We start from the raw sequence: 19,583 nt of genomic DNA, 5'->3' as shown, positions 1-19,583 counted from the left end.
GGCTATCCGGTTCTTGCTTTCGAATTCGCCAACCGCCCTACCCGATGGCGACAATAATTTCCATAACCTAACTTATGTGTTTTATGTCCCTCATAGTGGATATAATCTATTTAGAGAAAAGTCGCGCCAAGGCTTCGTGCCTTGGCGCAATCAATTAGTCATATTTTCTGTCAGTCGATAAATAAGTTGATCATCTGCAAAAGCAGGATCAAAAACGCGATTATTTGGCGCATCGTCTAGCTCCTATCAAAGCGGAAATGTCGGGCTTTTCATCGGTGAACCCGGACTTATTTATAGCCAATCGTGTTTTTTGCGGAAGTCAGAGCGAGCAGTGAATTGCCAATTACTCGCCGAAAATTCTCACTTGGAAAATATGATAAATTGCCGCTGCAATGCTGCGTTCATAACTTGACTAAATGCCGCCGCTATGCAGAACGGCCTGACGCCTGACCGGCGACCGCCCGCGCCATCTCCAGGCAGGCGTCGCGTGTCGGCCGGAAATCCTCGGCGATCCACCACGCCTCGACGCGTTTCAGCGCCGCGCCGACCGCCGGGCCGCGCGGCAGATCGAGCTCCAGCAGGTCGCGGCCGGCGATGGGCAGCCGCAGCCCCGGCAGATCGCCGGCGACCGCGAGAGCCCCGCGCAGCGCCATCAGCTCCAGCGGCCCGTCATGGCGGGCGGCGGCGATCAGCAGCAGGTCGCCATACAGCCCGGCGTCGCCGACGCGGTAGAGCGCCTGTCGCAGGGATTTGCGCTCTTCGCAGGGCGCCAGCGCCACCGGCGGCTCGACCAGGGCCAGCAGGCGGTCACGCTCATGGTTGGACAGGCGCAACGCCTCGGCGGCCTTCTGCGCACCGGGCCGGTCGCCGTCCAGCGTGGTGGCCAGCCGTCGGATCGGATCGGGCGTCTCTCCCAGATCGCGCTCCACCGTGATCAGCCGCTCCAGCCGGTCGGTGTCCATCGCTTCCGGCAACAGATGGACCATGATCCCCTGCCCCATCATCAGCCGCCAGACCGCCGCGGCGCATGGAGCGGTCAGCAGGCGGAGCAATTCCCCCCTCACCCGCTCGCCCGACAGGGTGGGCAGGCGCGGCGCCAAGTCGCGGCAGGCGGCCAGCGCCTCGGCATCGGGATCGCCCCGGCCGTAATGGGCATGGAAGCGGAAGAAGCGCAGCAGGCGCAGCACATCCTCCGCGATCCGCCGCCGGGCTTCACCGACGAAACGGACGCGGCCGGCGGCGAGGTCGGCCAGACCGCCGAACGGGTCGAACAGGTCGCCGTCGGGCGTGCAGCTCATGGCGTTCATCGTCAGGTCACGGCGGGCGGCGTCCTCGATCCAGTCATCGGTGAACTCGACGCGGGCATGGCGGCCGAAACTCTCGACATCGCGGCGGAGCGTGGTGATCTCATAGGGCTTGCCGCCGCACAGCGCGGTTACGGTGCCATGGGCCAGTCCGGTCGGGATGACGCGGATCCCTTCCGCCTCCAGCAGCTCCATCACCCGTTCGGGCGGGGCATGGGTGGCGATGTCGATGTCCTTCACCGGGCGGCCCAGCCACGCGTCACGCACGCAGCCGCCGACGAAGCGCGCATCGGCGCCGCCCGACGCCAGCGCATCGAACAAGGCCCGGCTTTCGGGCGCGGTCATCCAGGGTTGGGGCGACAGGCGGGCGGCGACGGTCATGGCGGGCGACGCTATCCGATTCCCGCCCCCCATTCCATCAAAGTCATTCCGTCAAACTCGGCTCCGCCCCCGCACTCCGCCCTGTTTCGCCGTCGCCGGTGGCGCCCAGCACGTCGCGCAAATTCACCAGCATGCCGGCGGTAGCCCCCCAGATGTAGCGCTGCGGATAGGGGAAGGCGTAGAACCAGCGCGGCTTCCCCAGGAACTCGCGGCTGTGGCGCTGCGGGTTGGACGGGTCGAGGATGAAGGACAGCGGCACCTCGAACACCTCCGCCACCTCGGTCGGGTCGGGGGTCAGGATGAAGGGCGGCGTCACCACCCCCACCACCGGGGTCACCCGGAAGCCGGTGCGCGTGACATAGGTGTCGAGCCGGCCGACGATCTCGATCCGGCCGCGCTCCAGCCCGATCTCCTCCGCCGTCTCGCGGAGCGCGGTCTCCTCCGGGCCGGAATCCTCCGGCTCCATCCGGCCGCCGGGGAAGCTGATCTGGCCGGCATGGGCGCTCAGCGTCGCGGTGCGTTGGGTGAAGATGACGGTCAGCTCCTCCGGCCGGTCGACCAGCGGCACCAGCACCGCCGCCTCGCGCAGGGCCGACGGCGGCCCCATGTCCGGGTTCAGGTCATGATCGCCGCGGATTTTGCCCGAAAGCTCGGCCGGATGCCTGGGCGCCAGCCTGTTGGGCCGCACCGCGTTCTCGACCGCCGCGTCGGCGCCCAGCGTCGGGAAGCGCCGGCGCACCTCCTCCAGGCTCACTCCCCAGGCAGCCTGCCCAGCGCGAAGAAGACCTTGTTGCTCCATAGACCCACCTCGGACTCGCCGGTTTCGGTGCGGCGCGTTTCCGCCCGCTCCACCATGTCGTAGAACACGGGACGCAGGATACGCGCTTCCAGCCGGCTTCTGATTTCGATGTAGGGCGCCGGCTCCCCGGTTTCAGGGTTCACGGCGACGCGGATCGGATGTTCGGGGCCGGCCTCCACCCGATGATCGAGATTGGTGCGGAAGGACAGGACCTGATCGGCCCCACTGCCCGCCACCGTCATCTCCACCGCGACGAAGGGCGCGTCCTCCACGGTGATCTTGCCGCGCTCGACCGGTGTGATCAGCCAGTAATCGCCGTCATCGTCGCGCTTCAGGACGGTGGAGAACAGCTTCGCCAGTTCGATCCGGCGGATCGGATCGCCATTGTGGAACCAGCTGCCGTCGCGCGCAATGCGGATGTCGTACTGCTCCAGCGTCGGCATCCGGCCGAGCGCCGCCGGCAGCTCCGCCCCCGCCCCAGCCTTCGACGCCGTTTGCCCATCCGGGCGCTTGTCATTCGCCATCACGTCACCGACCTTCATGGAGTTGGGACCGGTTTCGTCCCCTGACATGCGCATTTTCGCCACACTCGGCCGCAAGATCCACCCTGTTGGTTCCTGCGCCCAACCATCCGGCGGCCGGCAAGGCGGCGGGATTCGGAAAATGGGTGTCGACAACGCGCGGGAACAGGGCCAACCATGAGGATCCCGTGTCCGATGTCGCGGGTATCCTGTCGCGGAGGCCCGCGACCACAGCACCGACCGGCCCTCATCGGCCGGCCACCACCGGGGAGCAGCAGACCTTGAGCGCACAGGACATCCTGAGGGGGCAGCCGCCAGTACCGGAGGATCCGCAACGGCTGATGGAGGAGATCGAGGCGCTGGGCGACCGCCTCGCCTCGGTCCGCGACCGCATCGGCCGCGTGATCTTCGGCCAGCAGGAGGTGATCGACCGCACGCTGGTGACGTTGCTGGCCGGCGGCCATGTCCTGCTGATCGGTGTCCCCGGCCTCGCCAAGACCCGGCTGGTGGAGACGCTGGGCATCGTGCTCGGCCTCGCTGAAAAGCGGATCCAATGCACGCCCGACCTGATGCCCGCCGACATCCTGGGGTCCGAGGTGCTGGAGGAGGGGGAGAACGGCCGCCGCTCCTTCCGCTTTCTCCCCGGCCCGGTGTTCAGCCAGCTGCTGATGGCCGACGAGATCAACCGCGCCAGCCCGCGCACCCAGTCGGCCCTGTTGCAGGCGATGCAGGAGCACCGGGTGTCGGTCGCCGGCCAGTATCATCCCCTGCCCCAGCCCTTCCATGTCCTCGCCACCCAGAATCCGCTGGAGCAGGAGGGAACCTATCCGCTGCCGGAAGCCCAGCTCGACCGCTTCCTGATGCAGGTCGACGTCGATTATCCCGATCGCGAGGCGGAACGGCGGATGATGATCGCCACCACCGGTTCGACCGACGAGCGGGCGGTGACCGTGCTGTCCGCCGCCGACCTCCAGGCCGCCCAGCGGCTGGTCCGCCGGGTGCCGGTCGGCGAAGGGGTGGTCGACGGCATCCTCGACCTCGTCCGCCGCGGGCGTCCGGAAAGCTCGGAGCTGATGGAGGTGCGCCAGCATGTCGCCTGGGGACCCGGCCCGCGCGCCAGCCAGGCGCTGATGCTGGCCGCCCGCGCCCGCGCCGTGCTGGATGGCCGGCTGTCGCCGTCGCTGGACGACGTGGTCGCGCTGGCCAAGCCGATCCTCAAGCACCGCATGGCGTTGAATTTCGCCGCGCGGGCCGACGGGGTGACGCTGGACGACGTCATCGACCGCCTTTGCGCGCCTCTGCTGTGATCACCGGATCGGAGCCGTAATGCCGCGAACTCCAGCCTCCCCGCCGATGAACCAGCCGTCGGACACCCTGTTGGCGCGCCATCGCGCGGAGGAGCTGGCGTCCGCCCTGCCGCCGCTCCTGGTCGCGGCGGAGCGGGTCGCCGCCACCGTCGCCCAGGGCGTCCACGGCCGGCGCCGCGTCGGGCTGGGCGAGACCTTCTGGCAGTTCCGCCGTTATCAGCCCGGCGACGCGCCATCGATGATCGACTGGCGCCAGTCGGCCAAGACCCAGCCGGTCTATGTCCGCGAGAATGAATGGGAGGCGGCGCAGAGCGTCTGGCTGTGGCGCGACCGCTCGGCCTCGATGGATTTCCGCTCCTCCGGCGGTCTGCCGACCAAGCGGGAGCGGGCGGATCTGCTGACATTGGCCACCGCCGTCCTGCTGGCCCGTGGCGGCGAGCGGGTGGCCCTGCTGAACAGCGGCGTGCGCCCCGACCATGGCAAGACCGCCATCGACCGCATCGCCCGGCTGATGACCGACCCGCGCGCCGCCAGCGCGCCGGACCCGCTGCCACGGGTGGAGCCCCTGCCCCGCCATGCCCAGGCCGTCCTGTTCGGCGACCTGCTGTCGCCCCTGCCCGAGATTCACGGCACGGTTTCCCGCCTGTCGGGCCGCGGCCTGCGCGGCCATCTGGTCCAGATCCTCGATCCGGCGGAAGAGACGCTGCCCTATGACGGCCGTGTCGATTTCCGTGGCATGGAGGGCGAACAGAATCTCCTGGTGCCCCGGGTGGAGGCTGTCCGCGACGCCTACCGCGAGCGGCTGAAGGCCCAGCAGGATGGCCTGGCGGCGCTGGCCCGCACCGCCGGCTGGAGCTTCGCCGTCCACCGCACCGACCGTTCGCCGCAATCCGCGCTGCTCACCCTGTGGGGCGCGATGGCGATGGAGGCGGTGTGACGCGCCGGCCGAGCTTCCCACCCCCCCGCCTTTCCCCCTGTTGAAGACGCGCCAATGCTGGGTCTCGGACCGATCGCCTTCGCCGCCCCCTGGATCTTGACCGCACTGGCCGCCCTGCCGGTCCTGTGGTGGCTGCTGCGCGTCACGCCGCCGGCGCCGCGCGCCGTCCGTTTTCCCGCCATCCGCCTGCTGCGCGACCTGACCGCGCGGGAGGAGACGCCGGTCCGCACCCCCTGGTGGCTGCTGCTGCTGCGGCTTGTCGTGGCGGCGCTGATCATCCTGGCGCTGGCCGGGCCGCTGCTGAACCCGCGCGCGGCGCTGCCGGGCGGCGGGCCGCTTCTGCTGGTGGTCGACAATGGCTGGGCCGCCGGCCGCGACTGGCCGACCCGAAAGCGCACGATGGACGAGCTGATCGCCCAGGCCGACCGTCAGCAACGCCCGGTGATCCTGCTGCCCACCGCCCCGCCCGCCATCCCCGCCGCCGATGGCCAGCCGATCCGTGCCAGCGCCATCCTGCCGGCACCGGAGGCCCGCCGCCTGGCCCAGGCGATGGTCCCCCTGCCCTGGCCGACCAACCGGGCGGCGGCGCTCGATGCCCTGAAGTCCGTGACGGCCCAGGTGGCCGCCCAAGCCAATGGGCTTGGTTCGATCCATGCGGTGTGGCTCAGCGACGGCATCGGCGACAGGCAGGCCGCCGCCCTGGCCGCCGCGCTGCAACGGCTGGGCTCCGCCGACGTCCTCGATGATTCGGCTGATCGCCCCGCCCATCTGCTGTTGCCGCCGTCGAGCGAGGGGACCGCGCTGACCGCCCGCATCGTCCGCGCCAACGGCGCGAAGCCGGAGCCGGTGACCGTCCGCCTCGCCGCCGCCGACGGCCGGCTGCTGACCCGCCAGACCGTGTCTTTCGAGCCCGGCCAGAAGACGCGGGAGGTGAGGCTGGACATACCGACCGAGCTGCGCAACGACGCCGCCAGCCTGCGGGTGGAGGGCGACACCACCGCCGGCGCCACCGTGCTGCTGGACGAACGCTGGCGCCGCCGTCCCGTCGGTCTGGTCTCCGGCCGGTCGGAGGGGGAAAGCCAGCCGCTGCTGTCCGACCTCTATTACCTCGAACGCGCGCTGTCGCCCTACAACGAGGTGCGGCGCGGCGGGACGCTGGATTTGCTGAAGCGGGACCTGGCGGTGCTGATCCTGTCCGACATCGGCGCCCTGACCGGCACCGAGGTGCAGGACATCGAGGATTGGGTGAGGAAGGGCGGCATCCTGGTCCGTTTCGCCGGCCCGCGTCTGGCCCAGCACGCCGACACGCTGGTGCCGGTGCGGCTGCGCATCGGCGACCGCGCGCTGGGCGGCGCCCTGTCCTGGTCGGAGCCGGCGCGGCTCCAGCCCTTTCCGCCCAAATCCCCCTTCGACGGCCTGACCATTCCCGCCGATGTCCAGGTCAACCGGCAGGTGCTGGCCGAGCCGGCCCTGGATCTGGCCGACCGCACCTGGGCCCGGCTGGCCGACGGCACCCCGCTGGTCACCTCGCAGAAGCGCGGCGACGGCTGGGTCGTGCTGGTCCACACCACCGCCAGCCCGGACTGGTCGAACCTGCCGCTGTCAGGCCTGTTCGTCGACATGCTGCGCCGTCTGGTGGCGCTCAGCGGTGGCGTGACGGGAGCCACCTCCACCGCCTCGCTCGACCCGGTCGAGGTGCTGGACGGCATCGGCCGGCTGGTTCCGCCGCCGCCCACCGTCTTTCCCATCCCCGGCAATGCCGGGGCCGACGTGATCGGGCCGCGCCATCCGCCGGGATTCTACGGCACCGACGACGCGCGACGCGCCCTGAACCTGTCGGCCGCCGTCACCGCCATCGACCCGCTGCCGCCGCTGCCGGCCGGCGTCGGCCGCGACGGCTATGGCGGGCGTGGCGAGGTTCCGCTGAAGCCGTCGCTGCTGGCGGCGGCGTTGGCCCTGCTGTCCATCGATCTGCTGATCGCGCTGGCGCTGCGCGGCCTGCTGCGCCCGCCCGGCCTGCGGCGTGGCGCGGGAGGGGCCGCGGCCGGGCTGCTGCTCGCCCTGGCGCTGTCGGCGGCACCGCAGCCGGCCAGGGCGCTGGACCGGGCGCTCGATTTGGACAAGGCGGTCAAGGTGACGGAGGAGACGTACCTCGCCTATGTCCAGACCGGCGACAGCGGCGTCGACGACACCGCGCGGGCCGGGCTGGAGGGGCTGGTCAGCGTGCTCGGCCTGCGCACGGCGGTGGAGGCGGCCGGTGCGGTCGGCGTCGATCCCGAGCAGGACGAGCTGGCCTTCTACCCCCTGCTCTATTGGCCGGTGTCCGACCGCCAGAAGCCGCTGTCCGATCAGGCGCGCCAGCGGGTCAACGACTATATGCGCAACGGCGGCACCATCCTGTTCGATACCCGCGACCAGGCGCCGGGCGGCGGCCCCGCCGTGCTGCAACGGCTGGTTCAGGGGCTGGACATTCCGCCGCTGGCGCCGGTGCCGCAGGACCATGTCTTGCGCAAGTCCTTCTATCTGCTGACCGACTTCCCCGGCCGCTACGCCGGCGGCCAGCTCTGGCTCGAAGCGCGGGAGGGAGCGGCCAATGACGGCGTCTCCTCCGTCATCATCGGCGGCAACGACTGGGCCTCGGCCTGGGCGGTCGGCCGCAACGGCCAGCCGCTGTTCGCGGTGGTTCCCGGCGGCGAGCGCCAGCGCGAGATGGCCTATCGCTTCGGCGTCAACCTCGTGATGTACGCGCTGACCGGCAACTACAAGGCCGATCAGGTCCATGTGCCCGCCATCCTGGAAAGGCTCGGCCAGTGATGCCCGTCGATCTGCTCACCGGACTATCCGTCGCGCTGGCGCCGCTGCTGCCCTGGCCGGTGCTGGGCGTCCTGGCCGGCTTCGCCCTGCTGGTGGTGCTGATCGCGGCGCTGCGGCGGGCGCGCGGCACATGGCTGCGCCTGCTGGCGGTCGCCGTCCTGGCGCTGGCGCTGGTCAACCCCTCGCTGGTGCGGGAGAAGCGCGAGCCGATCAAGGATGTCGCCGTCCTGGTGATCGACGATTCGCCGAGCCAGTCCATCGGCGACCGCCGGGCCCGCACCGAACGGGCGGCGGAGCAGCTGATCGAGCGGCTGAAGCGCTTCGACGATCTGGAACTGCGCGTCGTCCGCAGCGCCGAGGGCGGCGGGAGCGGCGGCACCATCAACGAGACCCACCTGTTCGACGCGCTGAACCGCGCCATGACCGACGTGCCGCGCCGCCGCATGGCCGGCGCCGTCTTCATCACCGACGGCCAGGTGCATGACGTCCCGCGGAACCCCGGCAAGCTGGCCGACATCGGGCCGATCCACACGCTGCTGACCGGCGACCGCGACGAGGGCGACCGCCGCATCGCCATCGTGCAGGCGCCGAATTACGGCATCGTCGGCAAGCCGGTCGAGCTGACCATCCGGGTGGACGACATGCCCGCCCGCCAGTCGGCCGACGCCGCGGTGACGCTGCGCCAGGACGGCGGCCCCCCCAACACCGTCCGCGTGCCGGTCGGCCGCGACGTCCGCATCGACCTGCCGATCACCCATGGCGGCCAGAATGTCCTGGAGCTGGAGGTGGAGGCGGCGAAACAGGAGCTGACGCTGGCCAACAACCGGGCGGCGGTGGTGGTGAACGGCGTGCGCGACCGGCTGCGCGTGCTTCTGGTTTCCGGCGAGCCGCATGCCGGGGAGCGCACCTGGCGCAACCTGCTGAAGGCCGACCCGGCTGTCGATCTGGTCCATTTCACCATCCTGCGCCCGCCGGAGAAGCAGGACGGCACACCGATCCGCGAGCTGTCCCTGATCGCCTTCCCGATCCGCGAGCTGTTCGAGGTGAAGCTGGACGAGTTCGACCTGATCATCTTCGACCGCTACCGCCGCCGTGGGGTGCTGCCGCAGATGTATCTGGAGAACATCGCCGATTATGTCCGCAAGGGTGGCGCCCTGCTGGAAACCTCAGGCCAGGGCTATGCCGGCCCGCTGTCGCTCTACCGCACGCCGCTGGGGTCCATCCTGCCGGCGGCACCCAGCGGCCAGACGGTGGACCGCCCCTTCCTGCCGACCGTCACCGATGTCGGCCGCCGTCATCCGGTGACCGCCGGGCTTCCCGGTGACCGGCCGGACGCGCCGCCGGCCTGGGGGCGCTGGTTCCATCAGGTGGATGTGACGCCGAACAGCGGCACCGTGGTGATGCAGGGGGCTGACAACCGCCCGCTTCTGGTGCTGGACCGCGTCGGCAAGGGCCGGGTGGCGCAGCTCGCCTCCGACCAGATCTGGCTGTGGAGCCGCGGATTCGAGGGCGGCGGCCCGCAGGCGGAGCTTCTGCGCCGGCTTGCCCATTGGCTGATGAAGGAACCGGAGCTGGAGGAGAACGACCTGCGCGCCCATGTGGACGGCAACCGCATCACGGTCGAACGCCGCTCCCTCACCCGGGATCCGCGGGCGGTCACCATCACCGATCCGTCGGACCGGACCAGCACGCTGCAATTGACCGACGACCGCGGCGGCCGCGCCGTCGCCACGGTGACCGCGGGGGCACCCGGCATCTATCGTGTCTCCGACGGCGAGCGGACGACGCTGGCGGTTGTCGGTGCGGTGAACACGCCGGAACTGGCCGACGTGCGGTCCACCGGCGACCGCATGAAACCGGTGGCCGACGCGACCGGCGGCGGCATCCACTGGGTGACCGATACCGACAACGGACCCAATCCAGGGATCGAGGTGCGGCGCACCCAGCCCGACCGCGGCCAGACCGGACCGGGCTGGATCGGGCTGCGCGCCAACGGCGATTACACGGTGACCGGTGTGACCGATGTTCCGCTGTTGCCGGTGGGGGCGGTATTGGCCCTGGTGCTGGGCGGGCTGTTGATGGCATGGCGGCGGGAGGGCCGCTGAGCCCCGGCGCCAGGCCGGTTCCGGCGGTGAAAATTTTCTGAAAACAGGCTGTTGCGTTCAGCCGGGCTTCCGATTATGGTGCCGCTCCTTCCGGCGATACGAGAGATCGCCGCGCCGGTTGGGGCGTCGCCAAGTGGTAAGGCAGCGGTTTTTGGTACCGCCATTCCCAGGTTCGAATCCTGGCGCCCCAGCCAACTTTCTCCCAAGACACTGACTGCGTTATGGTTTGTCGCCTAACAACAGGGCACAGACCCGGCTTGCTCCAATCGGCTGCTACAGTCGGACTGGAGCAAAGGCCATGCGTACCCTGCCCAACGTCGTGCGACGCGGCGTTATTTTTCATTTCCGGCGGGCTGTTCCCAAGGAACTCAGAAGTCGCATCGGGCGAACCGAATTGGTCCGTAGCCTCGAAACTTCCGACATTCAGGCTGCAAAGCAGAGCTCACGTCGGCTATACCTGCTCTCTGAAGGATTGTTCGAGGCAGTGCGCGGCGACCCCATGCTATCCAAGGAAGAAATTGAGTCGCTGGTGCGTGACTTCTATGAGCAGGTGCTGGATCAGGAAAACACTTGGCGACTGAGACTAGGCTCGATTCCTGAGGAAGCTCGCCAACAGAGAGTTAACTATTATGCCGAAGTTACAAAATCATCGAAGAATGAATTAGCGCGCAACGACTTGCGCGGTGTGGCTTTTATTACCGAAGCTATGCTGCACAAGCACAAACTCACGAACACGCTTTCCCCCGAGGAGATCGACCAAGTTCGCCAAGCCATCTTGCGGGTGGGAATTGATGTAGCTGAGGCAGTAAGGGCTCGTTACGAGGGCGATTTCAACTACGAGCCTAGAGATAAACTACTCCGAGCAGCACTGGAATCCGCTCCGATCCCTTCTCCACCACCAAAGCCGGCATCAAAGCCGGCATCAAAGCTGGTGCCTGCCTTATCTGAACTAACCACGAGCTTTCTCAGCGACCGGGAAAACAGCAAACACTGGCGGGCACAGTCCGGAAACCAAGCGAAGAAGACCTTTGAGCTGTTTCTGGACATCATTGGGGATCGACCCGTGAACGAGTATGGGAGGGTCGATGCCGGTGCGTTCAAAGATATGCTCCATCAGCTTCCTGCCGATTACGGTAAGGCCGCCAAATATCGTGGCATGTCGCCTCAGAAAATCGTCAGCCTCCGTGCTGCTACGTCAGCCGACATACGTGGGAATGCGCTCTCTGCTCGGACCGTTCAGCGGCACTTCTCGGCCATGTCCGCCCTCTGGGAATGGTTACAAACCCGAGGGCATGTTACGGATAACTTGTTCACCGGCTTCAAGTTTCCCAGCACCGTCGCCGCCCACCAGCAACGCAATATGTGGGCGCCAGCTGACCTACAAGCTCTGTTCACATCAACGCTCTGGCGAGGCTGCCAATCGCCTGCCCGCCGCACCAAACCCGGCACCTGCATTCAACGGGACGAGAAGTTCTGGCTGCCATTAATCGGCGTATTCTCGGCCATGCGCGAGGAGGAGATATGTCAGCTCCACATGGAGGACGTTTGTCACGAGGAGGGCGTTTGGTTCTTCGACATCAACGCCAGACCACCCCGCCATGTGAAAAATCGGAACGCAATTCGTCGAGTTCCTATCCATACCGAACTTGTGCGCCTCGGTTTCCTTCAATATGTCGCAGGCCTGCGAGATCGACACGAGCGTAGAGTCTTTCCGGGCCTTGAGCCAGGTGGAGCTGATAAGCGTTATGGCCATGCCTTTACCAAGTGGTTTTCCCGCTATCGGAAAGATGTTGGGCTATACCAAGACAAATTGGACTTCCATTCGTTTCGCCATACAGCCATCACCCTCATGCAGAGGGCCGAAGTGCCCGAACCCATCATAAAAAGCCTTGTCGGGCACGCAGGAACGGGCGAGACGGCTCGCTACACTAAGGGCTTCAACCTTGTTCAACTCAAGGCAGCCATCGACAAGATCAACCCGGACCTTGACCTTTCCTGGCTTTATATCGATTAGCCTCACGGGAGTACGGCGCACTCGCGAGCAAGGATCTGGTGATCATTTTCCAAACAGAACAGGACTGAGCTGGCGAACTGCGCAATTCCGGGAAAATCGGGAAAACCTATCGCGCGACACATTCTAAATAATTGGAATAAAACGGATTTTTCATCCCCTATTGATCGACATATAGGGGTTAGTGGCCACCAACGACCTCCAGTTCAGTCAAACGAAAATTTCCGTACATTTCAAAACACCCATAGGAAAGCTTGGACCAATCCCCACCAGTGAATACTAATGCGAAGAATTTTTTGACTTTTTTTCGATTACAATGCTGAAGGACGATTTTCAGAGCTATCTCCTTATACCCCCCCCTGGCGCCGTAATAATCCCTGGATGTGTGGTTGGATCGTCTTCCCATACTCACCTCCACTGCCGCCCTCCCCCTCTCCTCTGCCACTACCCCAACCACGGTCGCCAGACCGCCGAGTAGATCCCTATCATCAGCATCTAACCCAATGGAAATTATGAGCATGACCCACACCACTACCGACATCCAGATCAATACGACTGCCCTCAGTCCTAGCCGGGAAAATTCATGAGGGTTGGCGGGTGTAGCGGCATCCGTTGAGCGGCCGTAGGATTTGGGTGCTGACGCCAACTCCTGCCGTTTCCGGAGCGCCCACCCGCCATGGTTGATCATACCCTGCCGCTGCCCGGCCTGTCACCCGTTGCTGGAAAGCCGGTGATCGGGCGCTTTGATGGCGGCCGCCTGTCCTCCGATGGCGGGCTGCTGGTGCTGCGGGAGGTGGCGAAGCGGCTGCGGATTGCCGATCGGCTGGCCGCCTGTATTGAGGACCCGCGCGATCCAACGCGCACCGTGCATTCGCTGGCCGACATCATCGGCTTTCGCCTGCTGGCCATCGCGGCGGGCTACGAGGACGGCAACGACGCCGGCAGCCTACGCTCCGACCCGCTGTTCAAGATGGCCCTGGAACGCCTGCCGTCCGAGCGTGACCTTTGCTCGCAAGCCACCATCTCGCGCCTGGAGAACCTGCCGGATACCCGCGCACTGCTGCGCATGGGCCGAGCCATGGTCGATCTCTACTGCGCGTCCTTTCGCCAGGTGCCCAAGCGCATCGTGCTGGATGTAGACGACACCTTCGACACGGTGCATGGCGGTCAGCAGTTGCGCCTGTTCAACGCCCATTATGACGAGTACGGCTTCCAGCCCATCGTTGTCTTCGACGGCAACGGCCGCTTTGTCACCGCTGTGCTGCGCCCAGCCAAGCGGCCCAAGGGGACGGAGATCCGGACCTTCCTGCGTCGCCTGCTCCGCGCCATTCGGGCAAACTGGCCCAAGACCGAGATCCTGCTGCGCGCCGACGGCCATTACGCCTGCCCGGAGGTGCTGGACTGGTGCGAGGCGGAGGGGCTCGACTACGTGCTCGGTCTGCCGACCAGCAGCACACTGCGCCGTCACGTCACCACGCTGGAGGCCAGCACCGCGGCGCGCTTCCAGGCCATGCCCGGAGCCGACAAGGTGCGCCGCTTCAAGGAATTCTATGACGGGGCCAGCACCTGGAGCCGGGTCCGCCGCATCGTCGCGCGCGTCGAGGCAGGAGACCAGGGCACCGACAGCCGCTTCATCGTCACCAACCTACGCCACGGCACGGGTCGCTGGCTGTATGCCGGCCTGTATTGCGCGAGGGGACAGGCGGAAAATCATATAAAAGCCTGGAAATCCCACCTTGCCGCAGACCGGACCTCCTGCACCAAGGCGACGGCCAACCAGTTCCGCCTGTTCCTGCACGCCGGGGCGTACTGGCTGCTGTGGAGCCTGCGCTCGCTGATGCCGAAACGCTCCCGCTGGCGCACGGTGCAATTCGACACCTTGCGGCTGCGCTTGGTGAAGACCGCCGCGCGTATCGTGGAGATGAAGACGCAGATCAAGGTGCACCTGCCGACCAGCGCGCCTGATCAGGCGATCATCCACCTCGCCCTCGGCCGCATGCCCCGGCTCATCTGCTGAGCACCGGGGCAGCGTGCCCCAGCCGTCACCCAATCCCCTCCACCACCAACTCCGACACCGTCACGCCGCCGTCAGCGCGGCGGCCGACGACGCGCGCCCATACAGCCCAACGTTGATCATCTCAACGCGGCGACCAGACCGCTCGCCACCCTGGTGAATAAAGGCGGCTAGTTACCCGAATTGCAACAAGTCCTCACTCACGAAGGACAAGGATAAAAGGGTGGGACAGATGGCCGGGACTTTGGGAAAACTCTGACAAAAGACCACGCCGTCAACTTCCCAATTTTACATGCCAGTGGAGGATGGGATTATGGACCGATGTATTATGGACAAATATGCCGCACCGAGTATTATAAATCAGTCTCTCAAATCTTCTTTCGGATATGAGCTGTCGGTGAGGACCAGATGTCCTTATACAGACACTCCAGCCGGTTCAGGTTTGTTTCGCAGGTCCAAACCTCCAATACCCGCCAGCCCATGCTTTCAAGAGCAGCGCGGACTTCTGCATCCCTATCTCTATTCCGTCCGATCTTACGGCGCCAAAACTCCTCCCTCGTCGCTGGGAGCCGAGCTTTCCTGCATCCTTCATGCCCGTGCCAAAAGCACCCATGGACGAACACAGCCACACGCCTACCAGGAAAAACTAGGTCAGGGCAACCCGGTAGCGTCTTCGCATGAAGTCGAAACCTCAGTCCACGGCTATGCAGAAAGCGACGCACCAGCAACTCAGGCTTGGTATCTCGCCCGTGGATGCTGCTCATGATGGCGCTACGCTTTTCCGAGCTAAAGATGTCCAATTGCAGCCCCCAAGACTTTGGGGGTGTGCGAGCCACACCACCCCGATATAGTAAATTTCGGAACGTCTCCCGATCCCAGGACGTTCATTAGATTGTGTGCGCAACGGCGATTTGCATGGATGAAATGAGCCTCAAAACTGCCAACTCGGCGTCTCTGCCCACAGCCGACTCGGGAACGCCCCCCAAACTAATCGACCTGTTCTGCGGGGCGGGGGGCTTGACGCTCGGGTTTGTACAAGCTGGTTTCCGCCCGGTCTTCGCCATTGACGACGACCGCCACGCTGCTGAAACCTACCGGCTCAACTTCGGAGACCATATTATCTGTGGGGACATTCGGCAGATTGAGAGCTTTCCAGCGGCCGATGTCGTGATTGGTGGTCCTCCCTGCCAGGGCTTCAGCCGACTCGGCAAACAGACTCATGGCCTGCCAACCGAAAAGAGTTATGAAGGCAACGGGCTGTGGGCGGAGTACATGCGATGCGTTGAACAGGCCCAGCCCAAGCTCTTTGTGGTGGAGAACGTCCCGGACTTCTTCAAGCATTTCGCCTGGGAAGGCATCCAACGGGAAGCAGCTCGACTTGGATACCAACTCGCCCATGCAGTGTTGCACGCTGCCGATTTCGGCGTGCCGCAGAAGCGACAGAGGGCGATAATCATCGGCAGTCGTGTCGGCAAGCCCCGTCTCCCGATGCCTACTCACCAGCAAAAGCTGAACCTTCTTGGGCAGCCGGTTTGGCGGACTGTCAGGGATGCCATTGGCGATTTACCGCTGGAACCGAACAATATCAATCGTCATGATTTCCGAAACGCCTCGGAATTGTCCATCCGCCGATACAAGGCAATCCCGCCCGGCGGCAACCGGAAAAACATCCCCGATGAAATCCAGCTACCATGCTGGAAGAATAAGAACCCAAAGAGCGGAGGCAGCGCCGACCTAATGGGCAGGCTGCTTTGGGATCAACCAGCACTTACTATCCGGACTGAATTCCTCAAGCCCGAAAAGGGTCGATACCTTCACCCGCAGGCCCACCGCTCCATCACGGTACGAGAAGGTGCCCGTCTTCAGACATTCCCCGACGACTTCAAGTTCGCCGGGAGCAACTATCAGGCGGCAAAGCAGATCGGAAATGCCGTCCCGGTTCTGCTTGCTCGCCGAATAGCTGAAACGGTTCTTGCCCTCATGTTCGAAACCGACGTTATGACTGCTCGATCAGCCGCGTAACAATGGTTGCTGGCGGAACTCCTTGGATATCTGCCAACTCCGCCAGCTTCTTCGCAGTATCCTTCGGAAGTCGAAGAACCAGCAAGTTCTCGAAGTTTCTGGGAAACGCATAGGGACAGTGATCGCAAGACGGCAGATCACAGTGCTTGCAGGCCTGCCGCTTCTTCAGATTGCATTGAAGGCAGAGCGTTTGGAGATTAACGGGAGTGGACGGGCCACCCCGCTCGGCAGGAACCTTGTGGTCGCATTGAGCTTTCGTGAGATCCTGTTCTACCCCGACATCGACGCCGCACATTTGGCAGACCCACTCGTCTCGATCGTAGATAACCTTGCGAACCTTGGGCGCCACCTCGCGGCGGATGAACGCAGGACGCACCGGGCCTTCCGAACGGCGAATATACCAATCATCATTCGAGCCATTTCCCCGGCGCTCTCGGTCAATCACCCAACCGTATTCGGCCACGATCTTACGGATGCGGCGGGCATAATTAGATTTGCCGTAGGCTTCTGCAACGGCCAAGCGGTGGACTGGCACATTCAAAGGCAGGAGGTCGACCAGTTTTTGGAGGTGGGCAGGGAGCTTAACCGGCTTCACTTGCCCTGCGTAAGGAGGATTCCCCACCAGAAGGTCTACCACGATGTACCACCTGCAATATTTAGGACATCAGGAGAATACAAATTGGAGGTAAGTGTTGCAAGAAGATGAAGCCCTACACCAATAACTCCATGGCGCTGCGGCCTGCGCCGTTACAACAGTCGCTGTACGCTCTGCTACATTTCTCCGCTACAATTCCCTCCCCAGCAGCGGGATGGAGTGGGTCAAACGCTAGGCCGTGTCAGTGGTTAATGAAACTGGGGCAGAATCCTGGCGCCCCAGCCAAATTTCCTGTTTCCGGATAGCCGAAATCATGACCTGCCCTTTGGGGGGGTCGCGTTTTCTAGGCGCGGAATCGAGTCAATGGCATCGTCCGGCACGATGCGCTGGCGGTAGTGACGGGCGGCCCCCCGGCGGATCGACATTCTGGAGAATGCAAGACCGCCCGTCTGGTCTATGTCCGCGCCCCTACACCGCTGCCGCCAGAGCCGGTGAAGCCTCGTTAGGCATGAACGGCGCTGCGATGCGCGTGGTGGTGGAGGTCAGCGGAGCGCCCGACCGTCCCTCACGGAAGCCCGAAAGGATGTAGTGGGTGGTGGCCGCGGCCTCATTCTGGCTGCCGAGCGCGGAGCGCAGATCGGAATAGCGTGCCAAATAGGCCGTTGCGTTGAAGTTGACTGAGCGGTTCTCCAGACGCCCGACAGTTGCATAGTGGAGCGCCGCAGCGGTGGTGTTGGTCCCGAAGGCCTGGATGAGGTCGGGATTCGCGGCGATATAACTCATGGCATTGAAGGTCGTGTTGCGATTCTCCAGCCTGCCGTTGGTGATGTAATGCTGGGTCGCCGCCTCGGTGTTCGCGCCGAAGGCCGCAGCGAGGTCCTGGTTGGCCGCAAGGTAGCTTGCGGCGTCGAATGTCACCGACCGGCGTTCGCGGATGCCGGAGTTCAGGTAATGGTTCAGCGCAGCCGTCCTGTTCGCGCCGAACGCCGCCGCAAGGTCGGAATTTGCCGCCAGATAAGACATCGGGTCGAACGCGGAAACGCCGGAGGTGGCGACCGTCCGGTCCGTAAAGCGAATGTATTCAACCCCGGTCAGTTGGTCGTAGCCGTTCGAGTCATAGACATAGACGGACCCGCCATAGCTGAAGGTGGTGCTGGACGCCGCGGTCGAGTGACGTTGGACGGTGTCGTCACCAGAACCACCATCGATGTAGTTGTTTCCAGCCCCGCCATCCAGCAGGTCCGACCCGCCACCACCAAAAATAGTATCGTTCCCCGAATACCCCCGAATCGTGTCATTAAAATCCGATCCGTACATGATGTCGGAACCGGACAAGATCGTGGAGCGTGCGGTGTCGTTCCGGGAACTGGACAACCATCCGAGGAAGGTGGTTGCTGGAATCGACAAATCATCGATAGTATAGCTCAGCGTGCCGTTCGAGAGTGAGCGTATGGCGGTGATCGTCCCTCCCACCACGCTGGAGCCCGTTGAATTGTATACAAAATTTCCATAGAATTCGGTGGTTGCCCCACCCCCGTAGTTCACGGAAATAAAATTGTTTGTTGTATTTGTTATTTGTGAAAATAGAAGATCTGATATGTAGATATTGTCAGTGTTAACCGCAGATGTGCTACCCGCGACAAAGCGCGCCATAGGTCTTCCCCTGATTTCGTGTTATGTCGATGCCCAGCTCGGTGCGTGTCACTCATGCGAATGGTCGCCAGCCCCCCTTCAAGCTGGAAGACGATCACCTCAAGAGTAGCACAATCATAGGATTAAGAAAACATGCGCGCGCATTTTTACGCAATGGGCGACAACAGAAAGTTCCAAAAATAGGGTCATTAGCCGTCGGTGATCGCCGCAAACGGAAAGGACCGCCCGGTCAGTGGCCTGCTTCGCGGAACTCCGCGCTCTCATTCCCGGATGGTTCGACCAGCATGACCAACGTGTAGGAAGATCGGTCGCCGGGACGCAGGGTCACCTGTTCCAATGTCAGCGCGCCATCCTGCGGATGATTGAAGCCGCGCAGGCCACCCTCGCGCTCCAGAACGCTCTGATCCTCCCACAACGTGGCAAACAGCGGGCTGCTCCGCCGCAACCCGTCGACCAGCTGCTGGAGTATCGCATCGTCAGGATACCGGGCCGCTTCCGCGCGGAACTCCGCCACCAGCCTGCGACCGCGATTCTCCCAATCCTGGATGAAATCTCGAGCCGACGGATCGAGGAAGACATAGCGCAGCAGATTCTTCTCGGCGCCGGCTAGCCAGCCGGAAAACAGTCGTTCCGCCCGGGGATTCCAGCCGACTGCGTTCCAGGACCGGTCAAGGAGATAGGCTGGAGCGGTCATAGCAGCCAACGCGGCTAGCAGCGATGGTGCTGGGCAGTCCGCCCGCCCCGTTGCCGGAGCGTCCGGATCGCGTTTGCGCGTCAGTTCGAACAGATAGGTTCGTTCGGCCGGGGTCAGATGCAGCGCCTCTGCCAGACGGGCCAGCGCTGCGGGTGAGACCGAGACGTCGCGCCCCTGTTCCAGCCATGTGTACCAAGTTGGACTGATGCCGCAGAGCTGCGCCAGTTCCTCCCGCCGCAAGCCGGGTGTACGGCGACGGGTGGAGCCGGTTCGCACGCCGACTTCCGCTGGAGTCAACCGCTCGCGGTGGCGGCGCAGAAAGGAGGCGAGCAGGTGGCGGCGATCGACAATCGGGTCGGTGGAGGCCGGATCGATGGAGGCGGGTATGCGGATCATGGTGGCAGTTTTTATACCAGGATAACCACC

Annotated in this window: 15 protein-coding genes and 1 tRNA gene; 8 read left to right on the top strand and 8 right to left on the bottom strand. The window is 64.6% G+C overall.

The window, feature by feature from the left end; translation table 11 throughout:
- Positions 1-425: 425 nt before the first annotated feature.
- Genes AZL_RS07845 through AZL_RS07835 form a run of 3 tightly spaced genes read right to left on the bottom strand, consistent with a single transcriptional unit; the run spans position 426 to position 3,056 of the window.
- Positions 426-1,685, bottom strand: a complete 1,260-nt coding sequence (locus tag AZL_RS07845; RefSeq protein WP_042442794.1) for a CCA tRNA nucleotidyltransferase — start codon at positions 1,683-1,685, stop codon at positions 426-428.
- Positions 1,686-1,728: 43 nt separating this feature from the next.
- Entirely contained in the window at positions 1,729-2,439 is a 711-nt protein-coding gene (locus AZL_RS07840) for a CoA pyrophosphatase (RefSeq protein WP_148219253.1), read from the bottom strand.
- Positions 2,436-3,056, bottom strand: coding sequence for a DUF1285 domain-containing protein (locus tag AZL_RS07835; RefSeq protein ID WP_247894169.1), 621 nt, complete (start codon positions 3,054-3,056; stop codon positions 2,436-2,438). Before AZL_RS07835 ends, AZL_RS07840 begins: the two co-directional genes overlap by 4 nt.
- 290 nt (positions 3,057-3,346) lie before the next feature.
- On the opposite strand from AZL_RS07835, the gene AZL_RS07830 reads away from it, so the two are divergent.
- The 6 genes from AZL_RS07830 to AZL_RS33840 all read left to right on the top strand — a co-directional run bounded on the left by AZL_RS07830 (position 3,347) and on the right by AZL_RS33840 (position 12,182).
- A complete protein-coding gene (locus AZL_RS07830) occupies positions 3,347-4,312 on the top strand; it encodes an AAA family ATPase (RefSeq protein ID WP_042442792.1) in 966 nt (321 codons plus the stop codon).
- Positions 4,313-4,331: 19 nt separating this feature from the next.
- Positions 4,332-5,249 carry a DUF58 domain-containing protein gene (locus tag AZL_RS07825; protein WP_012974089.1) on the top strand — a complete coding sequence of 306 codons (918 nt, stop codon included), beginning with the start codon at positions 4,332-4,334 and terminating at the stop codon, positions 5,247-5,249.
- Between the two features lie 54 nt (positions 5,250-5,303).
- A complete protein-coding gene (locus tag AZL_RS07820; RefSeq protein WP_012974088.1) occupies positions 5,304-8,063 on the top strand; it encodes a DUF4159 domain-containing protein in 2,760 nt (919 codons plus the stop codon).
- A complete protein-coding gene (locus AZL_RS07815; protein WP_042442790.1) occupies positions 8,063-10,168 on the top strand; it encodes a glutamine amidotransferase in 2,106 nt (701 codons plus the stop codon). Before AZL_RS07820 ends, AZL_RS07815 begins: the two co-directional genes overlap by 1 nt.
- 119 nt (positions 10,169-10,287) lie before the next feature.
- A tRNA-Gln gene (locus AZL_RS07810) sits at positions 10,288-10,362 on the top strand.
- Between the two features lie 104 nt (positions 10,363-10,466).
- The gene (locus AZL_RS33840; protein WP_012974086.1) at positions 10,467-12,182 is read left to right on the top strand and encodes a site-specific integrase; all 1,716 of its coding nucleotides are present in this window, start codon (positions 10,467-10,469) and stop codon (positions 12,180-12,182) included.
- 178 nt (positions 12,183-12,360) lie between these two features.
- Here the strand turns inward: AZL_RS33840 and AZL_RS34125 are convergent, their stop codons facing one another.
- Positions 12,361-12,699 (bottom strand): hypothetical protein, encoded by a 339-nt coding sequence (locus AZL_RS34125; protein WP_158305967.1) that lies wholly within the window; start codon positions 12,697-12,699, stop codon positions 12,361-12,363.
- A 156-nt stretch (positions 12,700-12,855) separates the two neighbouring features.
- Between AZL_RS34125 and AZL_RS07800 the strand changes: the two genes are divergently transcribed.
- On the top strand, positions 12,856-14,196 hold the full coding sequence (locus tag AZL_RS07800) for an IS1380-like element ISAzs3 family transposase (RefSeq protein ID WP_012973088.1): 1,341 nt from the start codon (positions 12,856-12,858) through the stop codon (positions 14,194-14,196).
- Between the two features lie 365 nt (positions 14,197-14,561).
- Here the strand turns inward: AZL_RS07800 and AZL_RS34120 are convergent, their stop codons facing one another.
- Positions 14,562-14,957, bottom strand: a complete 396-nt coding sequence (locus AZL_RS34120) for a very short patch repair endonuclease (protein WP_197540131.1) — start codon at positions 14,955-14,957, stop codon at positions 14,562-14,564.
- A 151-nt stretch (positions 14,958-15,108) separates the two neighbouring features.
- On the opposite strand from AZL_RS34120, the gene AZL_RS34115 reads away from it, so the two are divergent.
- Positions 15,109-16,215, top strand: a complete 1,107-nt coding sequence (locus AZL_RS34115) for a DNA cytosine methyltransferase (RefSeq protein ID WP_148219251.1) — start codon at positions 15,109-15,111, stop codon at positions 16,213-16,215.
- Here AZL_RS34115 and AZL_RS35375 read toward each other — a convergent pair.
- The 3 genes from AZL_RS35375 to AZL_RS07785 form a co-directional block, all read right to left on the bottom strand.
- Positions 16,190-16,852, bottom strand: coding sequence for an HNH endonuclease (locus tag AZL_RS35375; RefSeq protein ID WP_148219250.1), 663 nt, complete (start codon positions 16,850-16,852; stop codon positions 16,190-16,192). The two genes, AZL_RS34115 and AZL_RS35375, sit on opposite strands and share 26 nt — an antisense overlap.
- Positions 16,853-17,278: 426 nt before the next feature.
- Positions 17,279-18,463: a calcium-binding protein gene (locus tag AZL_RS33310; RefSeq protein ID WP_012974082.1), complete on the bottom strand. Its 1,185-nt coding sequence runs from the start codon at positions 18,461-18,463 to the stop codon at positions 17,279-17,281.
- A 229-nt stretch (positions 18,464-18,692) separates the two neighbouring features.
- Positions 18,693-19,553 (bottom strand): helix-turn-helix transcriptional regulator, encoded by an 861-nt coding sequence (locus AZL_RS07785; protein ID WP_148219249.1) that lies wholly within the window; start codon positions 19,551-19,553, stop codon positions 18,693-18,695.
- Positions 19,554-19,583 lie beyond the last annotated feature (30 nt).

This window comes from Azospirillum sp. B510 (genome assembly GCF_000010725.1).
In the GTDB taxonomy this organism is placed as follows: Bacteria; Pseudomonadota; Alphaproteobacteria; order Azospirillales; family Azospirillaceae; genus Azospirillum; species Azospirillum lipoferum_B.
The sequence above is the reverse complement of the archived record's forward strand: the minus strand, read 5'-3'. Positions and strand labels throughout refer to the sequence as shown.